Below are 15,189 nucleotides of genomic sequence, written 5' to 3'. Positions count from 1 at the left end.
ACTATGATCACAATGACCCTTGGGGAGATCGCTGATATTGTTGGCGGCACGTTAACTGGTGGCGCCCAGGCGGACACCCCTGTGTACTCAAGCGTGGAATTTGATTCGAGGTCTTTAACACCAGGTGGCCTATTTTTAGCACTTCCGGGTGCTCGCGTGGATGGACATGAGTTTGCTGCTGCTGCGATTGAAAAAGGAGCTGTTGCGGTTTTAGCTGCCCGTGAGGTTGACGCCCCTGCGATCGTGGTGCCATCTGTTGTCGTGGAGGACTCCAACGCTGATATCTATGTGCATGATCCTAACGGCCATGGCGCAGCTGTCGTTGCTGCATTATCTAAGCTCGCACGCAATGTAGTAGACGTATGTGTCGCAGGTTTTCAGCTCAACGTTGTAGCCCTTACCGGATCTGCTGGAAAGACGTCGACTAAGGATTTTATTGCAACGATTCTTAGCCAAGATGGGCCAACGGTTGCCCCTCCAGGGTCTTTTAACAATGAGCTTGGACTTCCTCATACCGTTTTGCGCTGTACAGCTGATACCAAGTATTTGGTTGCAGAGATGTCAGCTCGCGGTATCGGGCATATTAAGCACTTGACTGAGATTGCTCCACCAAAAATTGCAGCTGTACTTAACGTGGGCAGTGCTCACCTAGGAGAGTTTGGTTCACGGGATAATATCGCCCAAGCTAAGGGTGAAATCATTGAAGCACTGCCCGCTGCCAATGCAGGTGGGGTAGCAGTACTTAATGCTGATGATCCTTTTGTGGCACAGATGGCATCGCGCACCCAGGCACGCGTTGTGTGGTTTTCAACCAATGCCCCAACTAAAGCCCCAGCGAATGGCTCCCCGGTGCACAATCCCGACTATTGGGCATCTGATATCTCTTTAGATGCTGTTGCTCGCGCTAGTTTTACTTTGAACACCAAAGATGGTTCGTGGCCGGTTACCTTGCAGGTTTTCGGACAACATCAGGTTGCTAATGCACTTGCGGCAGCTGCCATTGCGGTTGAGGCAGGTGTTGCCCCTGATGTAGTAGTGGCTGGTTTGGAATCTCACTCTGCAACATCGGCTCATCGCATGGATGTGCAAACTCGTGCAGATGGTGTGACAGTGATCAATGATTCCTATAACGCTAACCCTGATTCTATGCGTGCTGGAATTGCCGCACTTGCTTATACCGTGAGTGGTCGTCCTGATTCGACTGGTTGGGCGGTGCTGGGGCAGATGGGTGAGTTGGGTGAAGACGCCACACAGGCACATGCTGAACTTGGTAGTGAGTTAGCGAAATACAATGTTTCGCAGTTGATCACAGTGGGAGAAAATCCCAACTGTGCAGCTCTTGCTCAATCAGCAGCAGATCTGGGTGTACAGACAAGCGTCGTGCCGGATGTGGAGAGCGCTGTTGAGTTGCTTGGCAGGCGTATAAAGCGCGATGATGTAGTGCTGGTAAAGGCGTCTAATGCGGATCGTTTGTGGCGGGTTGCAGAAGCTTTGCACAACATGGCACCAAACCTAAGCCAGAGCCAAAACCCAAGCCAGAGCCAAAACCAGAGCACCACCAGTAGCTCGGCAAACGGCGATTCTCGCCGGAATGTGGAAGGACAGTAGAAAAACAATGCAGCAGATTATGATCAGTGGAACCGTTGCGTTCCTTGTATCGATCTTTCTCACCCCGGTGTTGATCCGCTATTTTACAAATCGTCAATTGGGGCAGGAGATCCGTGAGGAAGGCTTGCAGTCCCATTTGCGTAAGCGTGGTACTCCAACCATGGGTGGCATTGCTATTATCGCGGGCATTGTCGTGGCCTATGTGTTTACCAATATCTTGGCCATGGTCCAGGGCGTTGGTGGATTCACAGTCTCCGGCTTGCTTGTGTTGGGCTTGATGTTGGGGCTTGGTGCTACTGGTTTCGCTGATGATTTCATCAAGCTGTACATGAACCGAAACTTAGGCTTGAACAAGACGGCCAAGTTGGTGTCGCAGCTGGCGATTGCGTTGATTTTTGGTTTCTTGGTGTTGCAGTTCCCGGATGAAAATGGGCTGACTCCGGCGTCCACTCATCTGTCGTTTATTCGTGATATTGACACCATTGATCTTGGTTTTGGTGGCAGCATCTTCGGAATTATTGTCTTCCTGATCTTTATCTACGTTGTGGTTAGTGCATGGTCGAATGCTGTCAATATCACCGACGGTCTTGATGGGCTTGCTGCGGGTACTTCTGCATTTGTCATGGGTGCATATACGTTGATTACGTTCTGGCAGTTTAGAAACTCGTGTGATACCGCGGTAGAGGCTGGCTGCTACACGGTGCGGGATCCGCTTGATTTGTCTGTGCTCTGTGCTGCAGGGCTTGGTGCCACGCTGGGATTTTTGTGGTGGAATGCAGCTCCAGCAAAGATTTTCATGGGCGATACCGGTTCGTTGGCATTGGGTGGTTTGGTTGCCGGATTGTCTGTGGTTAGCCGCACGGAATTGCTCATGGTTATCATCGGCGCTTTGTTTGTTATCGAGATCGCATCTGTTGCTATTCAAATTGGTGTGTTTAAAACTCGAGGAAAGCGCGTATTTAAGATGGCTCCGATCCACCACCACTTTGAAGCTTTAGGCTGGGCAGAAACAACTGTCACTATTCGTTTTTGGCTGATAGCTATCATGGCGGTTTTGGCTGGTGTTGGCGTGTTTTATAGCGACTGGCTCCACTTAGCGGAGGTATAGATCTTTCATGGTTTCTCTTTCTCATTTGCCCACATCGCTTCAGGGGCGCATTTTGGTTGCGGGCGCTGGTGTGTCGGGGCTGTCTATTGCAAAGATGCTCAGTGAGTTGCACTGTGATGTCGTTGTCGCTGATGACAATGAGACCGCGCGCCACATGCTCATTGAGGTGGTAGATGTTGCAGATATCAGCACAGCGCAAGCCCAGGCGGAATTAGATTCGTTTTCGATCGTCGTTACCTCACCGGGCTGGCGCCCAACAAGCCCTTTGCTTGTCGACGCCCACCGCCAGGGCCTTGAGGTTATCGGCGATGTTGAGCTTGCTTGGCGCCTGGACCAGGCTGGTGTTTTTGGCACGCCACATACGTGGCTTGCGGTTACTGGAACTAACGGTAAAACCACGACGACGGCAATGCTGGCTGCGATGATGAATGAAGGCGGATTCACCGCCAAGGCCGTGGGTAACATTGGTGTTCCTGTCGCTGAAGCTTTGGTGGCAAAAAACCGCATTGATGTACTCGTTGCAGAGCTATCAAGCTTCCAATTGCACTGGGCGCCAACCTTTACCCCGGATGCTGGTGTCGTGTTGAACCTTGCCGAGGATCATATTGACTGGCATGGTTCCATGCGTGAATACGCCTTGGCTAAAACAGCAGTGCTCAAAGGCAAGGTTGCCATCATCGGAGCAGATGACGAGTACTTAGTAGAACTTGCTGACGAAGCAGGACTCGAGGAGCTGGTTGGGTTTACTACTGCTTCGCCAGATAAGGGACAACTGGGTGTGGTGGCGGGGGATCTCGTCGATAATGCCTACGGCGATAATGTGGTGCTTGCCCCCGCTGATGGCATCAATCCCGCTGGCCCGGCCGGCGTTTTGGACGCTCTAGCTGCAGCTGCGGTGGCGCGCTCTCAAGGTGTTGCCCCTGAGGCGATTGCGCGTGCATTGGATACTTTCGAGGTTGCTGGGCACCGAGGCCAGGTAGTAGCTGAGGTTGATGGCGTGAAGTTTATCGATAACTCGAAAGCCACCAACCCGCATGCCGCTGATTCTGCGCTTGCTGGACATGACAGCGTTATTTGGGTTGTTGGCGGTCAGCTAAAAGGCGCAGATATTAAACCGCTTGTGCATAAACATGCGCACCGGATCAAGGCTGCATTAGTCCTTGGTGTTGACCGTGCAGAAGTTGTTGCAGCCTTGAATGAATATGCGCCGGATGCTGCGGTGTTTGTGACAGAATCCACCGATCCAAAACAAGCGATGGATGAGATTGTTACAGAAGCATTCCGCGTCGCCACAGATGGGGACACCGTGTTGCTGGCGCCAGCAGCGGCATCTTTGGACATGTTCAAAGGTATGGGTCAGCGTGGCGATCTCTTTGCGCACAGCATAATTGGCACAATCAAAGGGCAATCGGAAAAGAAAGGCTGATCATGACCACCGGAGCCGCCAAAAAACCCGCACGTCCGCAAACTGGTGCTAAAACTAGGACAGGATTAGGAATTCGGGAGCGTATTTCCGGTGCGTGGAATGACCTTTTAGCACGCCCTCTAACTGACTACATCATGATCATGTGCATCGTGGTTATTTTGTCCTGCCTCGGTGTAGTCATGGTGTATTCCTCATCGATGACGTGGTCTTTAAGGGACGGCGGTTCAGTATGGGGCACCGCGGTGCGCCAGGGCATCATGATTGTCTTGGGGTTCTTTGCCATGTGGGTGGCGCTGATGATGCGCCCACAAACAATAAGAAATCTGTCTAATGTTTTGTTGGTCATCTCCATCGGTTTGCTGCTGGCGGTGCAAATCCCAGGTATTGGTACCGGTAAAGAAGAAGTGGGTTCCCAATCGTGGATCGCTTTAGGGCCTGTGCAGTTTCAGCCTTCTGAAATTGCCAAGGTAGCCATCGCGGTGTGGGGTGCGCACTATTTAGCAGGTAAAGGACCAGTTCAGCATTGGTTTAACAATCATTTGATGCGCTTTGGTGCCGTTGGCGCATTCATGGCATTTTTGATCTTCATGGAAGGCGACGCCGGAATGGCGATGTCCTTTGTGCTTGTGGTGCTATTCATGCTGTTTTTTGCTGGCATCGCCATGGGCTGGATTGCCATCGCAGGTGTGCTTATCATTGCAGGTCTAGCAGTTTTGGCGTTGGGAGGTGGCTTCCGATCGAGTCGTTTTGAAGTGTATTTCGACGCACTGTTTGGAAACTTCCATGACGTCCGCGGCATTGCGTTCCAGTCATACCAAGGATTCCTATCCCTTGCGGATGGATCAGGTCTTGGCGTTGGATTGGGGCAGTCACGTGCAAAATGGTTCTACCTGCCAGAAGCTAAAAATGACTTTATCTTTGCCATCATTGGCGAAGAGCTGGGGCTGTGGGGCGGAGCACTGGTAATCGCGCTGTTCGCAGGTCTTTTGTACTTTGGTTTGCGCACAGCAAAGAAAAGCCACGACCCATTTCTAGGTCTTATGGCGGCAACCTTGACCGCTGCGGTTGTTTCCCAGGCATTTATCAATATTGGCTATGTGGTGGGATTGCTGCCAGTGACAGGAATTCAGCTTCCGATGATCTCTGCGGGTGGTACTTCTGCGATTATTACGTTGGCGTCGATGGGCTTGCTTATTAGTTGTGCCCGCCATGAACCGGAAACAGTCTCGGCAATGGCCTCTTATGGTCGACCAGCAATTGATCGCCTGTTGGGTCTTCGCGAGCCATCCAGTGAATTGACCACGAGTAATGCAAAAGTGCGTTCAAAGAATCGTAAGACAGCAAAGCCGAAGCCAAATCCACAGCGTGAGACTCGTGAACGCTTTGGTGATCCAGTGACTGCACGTCGTGCACAGGCGCCACGTAATAAACGCACTGGAGTACAATCGGAAGCTCCGCGACGTGCTGCTGGTAGCGTCAGAGGACGAAATAGTCAGGGCTCAGGGCGCGCCGAGCGTCCACAAGATCGCAGCCGAGCACCCGGAACAGGATCCGGAAAGCAAGGAAGTCGCAGTCAACGTGATGATTGGCGTGACAACCGCAACCGCAGATAGACGTGTGAAGTCAGGAGAACTACGAAGAAGATGACGAACCCTAAAAAACCTATTCGGGTTGTCGTTGCAGGTGGTGGAACAGCAGGGCATATTGAGCCGGCATTAGCAGTGGCTGAGGCACTGCGGGATAGCCATAATGCAACGGTGGTTGCCCTTGGCACCGCCCGTGGTTTGGAAACTTCGTTGGTTCCGGATCGGGGTTTTGAGCTGCGACTGATTGAACCAGTTCCAGTTCCGCGCAAACCCAATATGGATTTGTTGAAGCTTCCATTTCGGGTGGCCAAAGCGCTTGGCCAAGCTCGCAAAGCATTAAAAGATTCTGAAGCTCAAGCTGTCATCGGGTTTGGTGGTTATGTTTCCGCACCTGCGTATATGGCAGCCAGGTCGCTCAAGTTGCCCTTTTTTGTTCATGAAGCAAATGCACGAGCTGGCATGGCAAATAAATTGGGCGTGAAGCTTGGCGGGGTTGGATTAAACGCGGTTGCAGGTTCAGGCATGGACGGCGATGTGGTGGGCATTCCAATTCGCGCATCGCTAAGCGGCGGGCAGGATGAATCAGCTGTGCTTCGGGCACGAGAAACCTGGGGGCTAGATGCAAAGCGCAGCGCCATTTTTGTCACTGGTGGGTCGCAGGGATCTGTGAGCATGAATAAGGCTGTAGCCGAAGCGATCGATGAACTGCTTGACCAGGGTTTCCAAGTTTTACACGCCGTGGGCAAGAAAAATGAGTTGCCTAATGCAAAGCCGGGTTATGTCCCGGTTGCATTTATCGATGATATGCAAGCAGCGTATGCAGTTGCAGATCTGATTGTGTGCCGTTCTGGTGCCATGACCGTTGCGGAAGTCACTGCTGCCGGCATCCCTGCGGTTTATGTACCGTTGCCGCACGGCAACGGTGAACAAGCATTAAATGCTCAGGCAGTCATTGAAGCAGGTGGTGCGCGCCAGATCGACGATGCAGCATTTACCGCTACTACACTTGTCGACGCCTCCCGCGATATTCTTCTCAATCCATCCACACATCAGAAGATGGCAGCAGCGGCCAAGTCTTCCGGTGTTGGAAATGCCTCCACGGTTATTGCAGACATGATTGCTGCAACTATCAACGGCTAACACAACTAAAAATCGATCAGTTTAAACGCAAAGGAATAGTTAAAGGTGACCACTCCACATTTGGATTTCGCACAAGATATTGATTTGTCTCGCGTCCACCTCATCGGCATTGGTGGTGCCGGAATGTCTGGCGTTGCCAGGGTGCTCTTAGCTCGCGGGAAAACTGTCACCGGTTCTGATGCCAAGGATTCTAGGACGCTACTTCCACTTCGTGCAGTCGGCGCGAAAATTGCAGTTGGACACGCAGCAGAAAACCTTGAACTTTCTGGCCAATTACCCACCGTGGTGGTTACTTCTTTCGCTGCTATCCCTCAAGATAACCCCGAGCTGGTGCGCGCGCATGAAGAAGGCATTCCAGTTATCCGTCGATCTGATTTGCTCGGCGAACTGATGGACGGCTACACCCAGGTTCTAATTGCAGGTACCCATGGCAAAACGTCCACCACATCCATGGCAGTGGTTGCCATGCAGGCAGCGGGAATGGATCCAAGTTTTGCTATTGGTGGCCAGCTCAACAAAGCCGGAACAAATGCGCACCATGGAACTGGTGATGTGTTTATCGCAGAAGCAGATGAATCCGATGCATCGTTGTTGCGGTATTCACCCAAAATTGCTGTGGTCACCAATGTGGAGCCCGATCACCTTGACTACTTCAAAACACATGAGGCTTATTTCCAGGTCTTTGATGATTTCGCAGGACGGATCACCCCAGATGGAAAACTGGTGGTGTGTCTTGATGATCCCCATGCAGCCGAACTAGGGGAGCGGGCAGTGCGGAAGGGAATTAAAACCGTAGGTTACGGCACTTTTGAAGCAGCAGAGGCGCATCCTGAGATTCCAGCTCTGGCCACGATTGTTGATTCTCACGTTGTTGCTGAAGGCACACGTGCGACCATCAACATTGATGGCAAAGAGGTGTCCGTTATCCTGCAGATCCCTGGCGATCATATGGTGCTCAACGGTGCAGCCGCGCTGCTGGCTGGATACCTGGTGGGTGGCGACGTCGACAAGCTTGTTGAAGGTTTGTCTGATTTCTCAGGTGTGCGACGCCGCTTTGAATACCACGGCACGGTAACAGGAGGTGTCTACAACGGAGCAACGGTGTTTGATGATTATGCGCACCACCCAACGGAAGTCACCGCGGTGTTAAAGGCTGCGCGATCCCGCGTGGAAACTGCAGGTCAAGGACGTGTCATTGTGGCTTTTCAACCTCACTTGTATTCGCGCACCCTGGAGTTCCAGCAAGAATTCGCCGAAGCGTTGTCACTAGCAGATGCTGCTGTCGTGCTTGAGATTTTCGGCGCGCGTGAGCAACCAGTAGATGGTGTGTCCTCAGAGATCATCACTGATGCCATGACGATTCCTGCAGTATATGAGCCAAATTATTCTGCAGTCCCAGACCGTGTGGCGGAAATCGCTGGACCACATGACATCGTGTTAACCATGGGAGCAGGATCTGTGACGATGCTTGCACCAGAGATTTTAAACCGACTCCAAGACTAATTTTTGGTGTTGAGCGAAAACAAAGGCAGGACTCGCGTGAACAAAAAAGTCATCGCCATTGTTGTAGGCGTGGTGGTTGCGGTAGCAGCGATTTTAGGTGTTGTCGCCTGGTTTGTTCCTATCCTCAAAGTGGGAACAATAGAAGTTACAGGCGCCACGCGCACGGATCCTGATCAAGTAGTTGAAGTATCGGGGATCGTGGAAGGCGAAAACCTGCTACGCATCGATGCCACCTCGGCAGGACACAATATTGTGGGTTTGCCGTGGGTAAAGTCTGTGACAGTTAATCGAACTCTGCCAAGCACCGTCACCGTGGATTTAGTGGAGCGTGAGCCTGCTGTATTTGTGAAACGCTCCGATGGTGATCATATTTTTGATTCCGAGGGTAAAGAAATATTGATTGGCACCCCACCTGTGGGCACAGTTGAGGTTTCTGGAACCGACGAGCAAAACACTGAGGTGTTTCCGGCTGTTATTGAGGTCATCAATGCTATAAAACTGCAAGATGCGCAGATGGTCGAAAATATCCAGATAGTCGATGCTCCAGATCAGTTTGATATTTCGCTCAAACTTAACGATGGGCGCGAAATCTACTGGGGATCTTCCGAAAACAACCACGATAAGGCAGTAGCAATGTCAACGGTTTTAAAGCGTGAAGGCCAACATTGGAACATCAGCTCACCGTCAATGGTAACCGTCCGCTAAAGTGGCTTAAATAGTTCTGGTTCGTTTTTGCGTCTTGCGTTTGCCCACCTCAACAACCCTAAAGTAAAGGTTGAGGGTGGCGACACGCCGCCGTAAATGTCCGACACATTGACGTGTTTTTCGCACAAGATATATGTCAGTCGAATTAAGAATTTTTAGATAGGCACTCATCAGATGAGACCTCATCTGGAATTAAGATAGAAGCAACAAATTTTTAGTATCAACTCTTCGAAAGGCGAGACATCGACAATGACCTCACCGAACAACTACCTCGCCAAGATTAAGGTCGTCGGCGTGGGCGGCGGCGGAGTCAACGCCGTCAACCGCATGATTGAAGAAGGCCTCAAAGGCGTGGAGTTCATCGCGGTGAACACCGACTCGCAGGCTCTCATGTTCTCTGATGCCGACGTAAAGCTCGACATTGGACGTGAAGCTACCCGTGGTCTTGGTGCAGGCGCGAACCCAGAAGTTGGCCGTACCTCTGCAGAAGACCACAAAAACGAAATCGAAGAAACCATCAAGGGTGCTGACATGGTCTTCGTTACCGCGGGTGAAGGCGGTGGCACCGGAACTGGTGCTGCGCCAGTAGTCGCGGGCATTGCTAAGAAGATGGGCGCGTTGACCATCGGTGTTGTTACCAGGCCTTTTGAATTCGAAGGTCGTCGCCGTACCCGCCAGGCAGAAGAGGGCATCGCAGCGCTCAAGGAAGTCTGCGACACCCTTATCGTTATTCCAAACGATCGCCTACTTGAACTAGGCGATGCCAACCTGTCCATGATGGAAGCTTTCCGCGCAGCAGATGAGGTCCTCCACAACGGTGTTCAGGGTATAACCAACCTGATCACCATCCCTGGTGTGATCAACGTGGACTTCGCCGACGTTCGCTCCGTTATGTCTGAAGCCGGTTCTGCACTGATGGGTGTTGGTTCTGCACGTGGAGACAACCGCGTTGTAACTGCAACTGAGCAGGCAATAAACTCCCCACTTCTCGAGGCAACCATGGACGGTGCCACTGGAGTTCTGCTGTCGTTTGCTGGTGGATCTGACTTGGGTCTTATGGAAGTCAATGCAGCAGCTTCCATGGTGCGTGAACGCGCCGATGAAGATGTCAACCTCATTTTCGGTACCATCATCGATGACAACTTGGGCGATGAAGTCCGCGTCACCGTGATTGCAACTGGTTTTGATGCAGCACGTGCTACTGCGGCTGAAAACCGCCGTGCAGGTGTGCAAGCAGCTCCAGCTCATGAGCCAGCTCCTCAGGCTCCTGCTTCAAACGCAACTCTTCCTCCTGAGAAGGAGAGCATCTTCGGTGGAGCTCGTGAGGACAATGATCCTTACTTGTCTCGTTCCGCAGGTGCGCGTCATCGCATCGAAGAGACTCGTTCCGGCGGTGGTCTGTTCACCGGTGGTGAGCGTGATTACCGCCGTGAGGATCGTGGCTACGATCGCAGGGATGAGCGTCGCGACGACCGCCGTGACGATCGCAGGGATGACCGTCGCGATGACCGTGGAGACGACCTGGATGTACCCAGCTTCCTCCAGTAATTAAGAAGGTGAATAGACTGATCTGTTATGGATAGTCTTGACCCTCGCACTCGCCCCGTCCGCAAGGTTTTTACAACCCGTGCCGGCGGGGTTTCGCAATCTCCGTACGCTTCCTTCAATCTGGGCGATCATGTTGGTGATGATCCTCAAGCTGTGGCAGCAAACCGTGCCCGACTTGCAGATATCATCGAACTACCGCACAACAACGTGGTCTATATGGAGCAGATTCACTCCAATACCGTCACCGTTATTGATCAAGCACCAGCTGATGGCCAAGCTGTAGAAGCAACTGATGCATTGGTTACTACTCAGCGTGGTTTGGCGCTGGCTGTTTTGGTGGCTGATTGCGTCCCAGTGCTGTTGTCCGATACGGATGCGGGTGTTATCGCGGCTGTGCATGCTGGTCGCATGGGCGCGCGCAACGGCATCGTGGCGAAGACGATTGCCACGATGGTGGAGTTAGGTGCCACACCCAGTAAAATTCATGCGCTCATGGGTGCTGCGGCCTCAGGTGCGCACTATGAGGTACCTGAGGCCATGGCGCGCGATGTGGAAGCTAAGCTTCCAGGTTCAATTGCTCGCACGACCAAGGGCACGACAGGTCTAGATATCCGGGCTGGTCTGTTACGACAGATGCTCAGCCTGGGTGTGCAGCTGATCGATTCGGATCCTCGCTGCACCATTGAGGATGAAGATCTATTTTCCTATCGCCGTGAAGGCACCACCGGACGCCAAGCCGGTGTGGTCTGGCTACCGAAGGAGGCTTAAAATGGAGCGCCGCGAAGAGCTGCAGGCTAGGCTGCAGCAGGTACAAACGCGTATCGACGCGACCCTCAACGAGTTCAACCGTGCCGCAGGCAGTGTACGTCTATTGCCGGTGACCAAATTTCATCCAGTTGAAGACATCAAGATCCTCCATGATCTCGGTGTAACCGCTGTGGGAGAAAACAGGGAACAAGAAGCACGCGCCAAAGCTCTAGAATTACCTGAGATGGATTTTCATATGATTGGCCAAATCCAATCAAAAAAGGCCAACTCAATTGCACGGTGGGCAGCGGCGGTGCACTCTGTGGATAGCGAAAAAATTGCAGAAGCACTCAATAGGGGAGTGGGGCTTGCCCTAGAACGAGGCGACCGTACCTCAAAAGTGCTTCCGTGTTTTATTCAACTGAGTCTGGATGGTGATCCCAGCCGTGGTGGAACTCCATTAGACCAGGTCAATCAACTTGCTGAAACAATTAGCAACAGCCTCCATCTACGCTTTGAAGGACTCATGTGTGTTCCTCCACTCGGGTGGGACGCAGAAAATGCCTTTTCCCAGGCAAGGGACGTACTTTCAGGTTTAGAAGAACACTTTGACAGGTCTTTGGAATTTTCAGCAGGTATGTCTGGAGATCTCGTCGCGGCGATTAAACACGGCTCGACAATCGTGCGTGTCGGAACTGAAATTCTTGGGAACCGACCGCTAGCGTAGAAAATCAAGTTAAGGGTGTGACGAGCGCCCCAGCTGCACATGAAAATTAAGACATTCCAGGTGAAGGGAAACTGCCATGTCCATGCTCAAGAAGACTAAAGAATTCTTCGGACTTGCTCCATACGAAGCAGAGCACGAGGATGCTTACTATGCAGACGAACCACGTTACGAGGGCACTGCTGCGTACGCACCTGAATACCGTGAGCGTGACTACGGCTACGCGCCAGAAGCACCAGCTCCAGTAGCGCCAACCCCAGCTCCTCGCTCATACCAGTCCACGATTGTTCCAGTAGAGCTGCATTCTTTTGAAGATGCTCAGGTTATCGGCGCAGCGTTCCGTGATGGTGACGCAGTGGTGTTTGACATGAGCCTTTTGTCTCGTGAGGAAGCACGTCGCATTGTCGATTTTGCAGCAGGACTGTGCTTTGCTTTGCGTGGCAAGATGCAAAAGATCGACAGCCTCACCTTCGCTGTCGTTCCAGAGCTGTCTAATATCAGCACCTCCGAACTCGAGCGCGCCGCACGTATCCGTTAAACACACCAAAAGTGGTGTGGATTTACTGGGTCACTACAGCGCTGAATTCTTAAGCTTCAGCGCCTCATGTGCAGCGTGATCGTAAAATCCTAAAGTGTAAAAACCCTTAAACCCGTCACAGGCCTTCCGTGTACTTTTCCAAGGTCTGGGACGGGTTTTTGCGTCTACTATGAAAGTGTCACGGGTCGTGGCGCCATCTTCAATTTCATCCTCCCTAAACTTCAGTTAGGCTGTTTCTTCGTGGGTAACATTGCATTATTGATCGCCTGGATCATCGGTATTTACACGTGGGTGCTTGTCGCACGCATCGTGATTGAGATGATTCAGTCCTTTTCCAGATCGTTCGCGCCACCAAAGTGGTTCTATTTCATCGCGGAGCCTATTTTTATGGTCACTGATCCGCCAGTGAAGTTATTGCGTCGGATCATCCCGCCACTGCCATTGGGTAATGTGCGCCTTGACTTGTCTGTTCTGGTTCTCTTTTTTATCCTCTCGATCTTGCAGCAAGTCATTAGAGCGTTTGCCTAAGTTAGTTGTAGAGCCCGCCCCGGAATGAGGCGGGTTTTTCTGCATCTACCCCCTTTTCGCACACCCGCATTGGGGCGTCGAAAAGCATGCTTTAAAAAAGTGTGACAAGGATAACGTTGGTAACGAATTGATATAGGTAAGGGCGTTTTGGGGTGCGTCATTTAGGGGCCAAAATTTCGCAAACGCGCAATTCAAATGACATATCTGTAATTGTGAAGGGTAGGGTAGGCCACGTTCGCTTCACAGTCATCGGCATGAAACTTTTGACGCACTTCGGTGTGTGGAAATGTGCAGGTTTTTGAAATTCTCTGTAGAGATTTCGGCGCGTATGCCAGATAAAAAACGACTGCTGGCTACAATGACGTGTGAAGAACAGTATGATAAATGGAAATTCCAGTCATGAGAGATTCTTGTGGCTGAGTCCCGGCCCTGCCTGGGGCCACCGTTAAATCGAAGGGAATCCGCAAATGCCGTTGACTCCAGCTGATGTGCATAACGTCGCTTTTAACAAGCCGCCTATCGGCAAGCGTGGCTACAACGAAGACGAGGTTGATCAGTTCTTAGACCTCGTCGAGGACACCCTCGTACAGTTCCAAGAGGAAAATGATGACCTTAAGCAGCAGGTCGAAGAACTAGAAGCGCAGATCGCTGACGGCTCTTCTGCTGCTGGTTCCTCAACTGCGGGTGCAGCGGTAGCTACAAAGTCTGTCGATGAGGCAGCATTGCGCAAGGAGATCGAGCAGAAGCTTCGCTCTGAATACGCATCCAAGCTTGATGAGGCGTCCAAGGCCACCCAGAAGGCTCAAAACGATGCAAAGTCGGCTCAGGATCAACTGCAGCGTGCCCAGGCAGATGCCAAGGCAGCTCGTGATGAAGCTGAGAAGGCAAAGGCAGAAGCTAAGAACGCAGCTTCTTCCAACAACACCAAGGCAGCAGCAGTGGGTGCAGCCGGAGCTGGAGCTGGTGCAGCTGTGGCCACAGGTGCCGCAAATGTGGATACTCACATGCAGGCAGCCAAGGTATTGGGCCTTGCACAGGAAATGGCTGATCGCCTTACCTCTGAGGCACGTTCGGAGTCCAAGTCTATGTTGGATGAGGCTCGTGAAGCAGCTGAAAAGCAGATCGAAGAAGCAAACAGCACCTCCAACCGCACCTTGGAAGAAGCACGCGCAAACGCTGAAAAGCAGATCGCTGATGCTGAAGCACGCGCCAACACCCTGGTTAGCGAAGCCGACACCAAGGCGAAGAACCTTGTTTCTGAAGCTGAGAAGAAGTCCGCAGCTACCTTGGCCGCATCGACCTCTCGTGCAGAAGCACAGATCCGTCAGGCTGAAGACAAGGCAAACGCCCTTCAGGCAGATGCAGAGCGCAAGCACACTGAAACCATGGCAGCAGTCAAGGAGCAGCAAAATGCTCTGGAGACCCGGATCGCAGAGCTGCAGACCTTCGAGCGTGAGTACCGCACTCGCCTGAAGTCCCTGCTTGAGGGACAGCTGGAAGAGCTCAACGCACGTGGATCTTCTGCACCGAGCAGCAACAAGCCATCTGGTGAGTAAAAAGAAAGATTAATAATCTTTTAACCCGGCTCCCGGGTCCGGATTACCTACTTTTAAGTATCCGGATCTGGGAGTTTTCTTGTTTGAACCTTCCACATACACAGCACTTCAAGGAAATGTGACTCTGGTGTTTTTTGCTGCTTTGATTCTTTCCTTCATCGGTTTCATTTTGCTAGTGATCACCGTGATCGAACCATCTCATACGTGGACTGTGCTGCTCATAGTCGTGGTGGTGGCTGGACTAATCTGTTTTGGCATCGATATGTGGAATAAACACAAAGCGCGGTGAGCGATATGTTGTACGTTGCAACAATGTTGCGCAACATTTGTTGACACACTAACCTAAAACGGCAGAGGTTATGATCCGGCAATCACCGGGGAGCTTTTCGGAAGAACCACACCAACGAAAAATTTCAAGTAGGTGTTTAGTAGAACCGAACGGGTGGGACCGTGATAGACCTTTAGTCAACGA

14 protein-coding genes are annotated in these 15,189 nt (G+C 51.9%); all 14 read left to right on the top strand.

Going from position 1 to position 15,189, the window contains the following annotated elements:
* Positions 1 to 3: 3 nt before the first annotated feature.
* The 14 genes from N24_RS11250 to N24_RS11185 all read left to right on the top strand — a co-directional run bounded on the left by N24_RS11250 (position 4) and on the right by N24_RS11185 (position 15,006).
* Complete coding sequence (locus N24_RS11250) at positions 4 to 1,608, top strand: UDP-N-acetylmuramoyl-tripeptide--D-alanyl-D-alanine ligase (protein ID WP_096457024.1); 1,605 nt, start codon at positions 4 to 6, stop codon at positions 1,606 to 1,608.
* Positions 1,609 to 1,615: 7 nt separating this feature from the next.
* Entirely contained in the window at positions 1,616 to 2,716 is a 1,101-nt protein-coding gene (gene mraY, locus N24_RS11245) for a phospho-N-acetylmuramoyl-pentapeptide-transferase (protein ID WP_096457021.1), read from the top strand.
* Between the two features lie 7 nt (positions 2,717 to 2,723).
* A complete protein-coding gene (gene murD / locus N24_RS11240; RefSeq protein WP_096457018.1) occupies positions 2,724 to 4,142 on the top strand; it encodes a UDP-N-acetylmuramoyl-L-alanine--D-glutamate ligase in 1,419 nt (472 codons plus the stop codon).
* Positions 4,143 to 4,144: 2 nt separating this feature from the next.
* Positions 4,145 to 5,755, top strand: coding sequence for a peptidoglycan glycosyltransferase FtsW (locus N24_RS11235; RefSeq protein ID WP_231910997.1), 1,611 nt, complete (start codon positions 4,145 to 4,147; stop codon positions 5,753 to 5,755).
* Positions 5,756 to 5,785: 30 nt separating this feature from the next.
* Positions 5,786 to 6,868, top strand: coding sequence for an undecaprenyldiphospho-muramoylpentapeptide beta-N-acetylglucosaminyltransferase (gene murG / locus N24_RS11230; RefSeq protein ID WP_096457015.1), 1,083 nt, complete (start codon positions 5,786 to 5,788; stop codon positions 6,866 to 6,868).
* A 123-nt stretch (positions 6,869 to 6,991) separates the two neighbouring features.
* Entirely contained in the window at positions 6,992 to 8,371 is a 1,380-nt protein-coding gene (gene murC, locus N24_RS11225; protein ID WP_231911075.1) for a UDP-N-acetylmuramate--L-alanine ligase, read from the top strand.
* Between the two features lie 36 nt (positions 8,372 to 8,407).
* Positions 8,408 to 9,076 (top strand): cell division protein FtsQ, encoded by a 669-nt coding sequence (gene ftsQ, locus N24_RS11220; RefSeq protein WP_096457009.1) that lies wholly within the window; start codon positions 8,408 to 8,410, stop codon positions 9,074 to 9,076.
* A gap of 249 nt (positions 9,077 to 9,325) precedes the next feature.
* The gene (ftsZ, locus tag N24_RS11215) at positions 9,326 to 10,624 is read left to right on the top strand and encodes a cell division protein FtsZ (protein ID WP_096457005.1); all 1,299 of its coding nucleotides are present in this window, start codon (positions 9,326 to 9,328) and stop codon (positions 10,622 to 10,624) included.
* Between the two features lie 27 nt (positions 10,625 to 10,651).
* Positions 10,652 to 11,392 carry a peptidoglycan editing factor PgeF gene (gene pgeF / locus N24_RS11210; protein ID WP_096457002.1) on the top strand — a complete coding sequence of 247 codons (741 nt, stop codon included), beginning with the start codon at positions 10,652 to 10,654 and terminating at the stop codon, positions 11,390 to 11,392.
* 1 nt (position 11,393) lies between these two features.
* Positions 11,394 to 12,098: a YggS family pyridoxal phosphate-dependent enzyme gene (locus tag N24_RS11205; protein ID WP_096457000.1), complete on the top strand. Its 705-nt coding sequence runs from the start codon at positions 11,394 to 11,396 to the stop codon at positions 12,096 to 12,098.
* 76 nt (positions 12,099 to 12,174) lie between these two features.
* Entirely contained in the window at positions 12,175 to 12,633 is a 459-nt protein-coding gene (locus tag N24_RS11200) for a cell division protein SepF (protein WP_096456997.1), read from the top strand.
* Between the two features lie 240 nt (positions 12,634 to 12,873).
* Positions 12,874 to 13,161, top strand: a complete 288-nt coding sequence (locus N24_RS11195; RefSeq protein ID WP_096456994.1) for a YggT family protein — start codon at positions 12,874 to 12,876, stop codon at positions 13,159 to 13,161.
* 467 nt (positions 13,162 to 13,628) lie between these two features.
* Positions 13,629 to 14,717 (top strand): DivIVA domain-containing protein, encoded by a 1,089-nt coding sequence (locus tag N24_RS11190; protein WP_096456991.1) that lies wholly within the window; start codon positions 13,629 to 13,631, stop codon positions 14,715 to 14,717.
* A gap of 118 nt (positions 14,718 to 14,835) precedes the next feature.
* Entirely contained in the window at positions 14,836 to 15,006 is a 171-nt protein-coding gene (locus N24_RS11185; RefSeq protein WP_167381970.1) for a hypothetical protein, read from the top strand.
* Positions 15,007 to 15,189 lie beyond the last annotated feature (183 nt).

The sequence above is a fragment of the Corynebacterium suranareeae genome, from assembly GCF_002355155.1.
Taxonomy (GTDB): domain Bacteria; phylum Actinomycetota; class Actinomycetes; order Mycobacteriales; family Mycobacteriaceae; genus Corynebacterium; species Corynebacterium suranareeae.
This window is presented reverse-complemented; position numbering and strand designations above follow the sequence as displayed.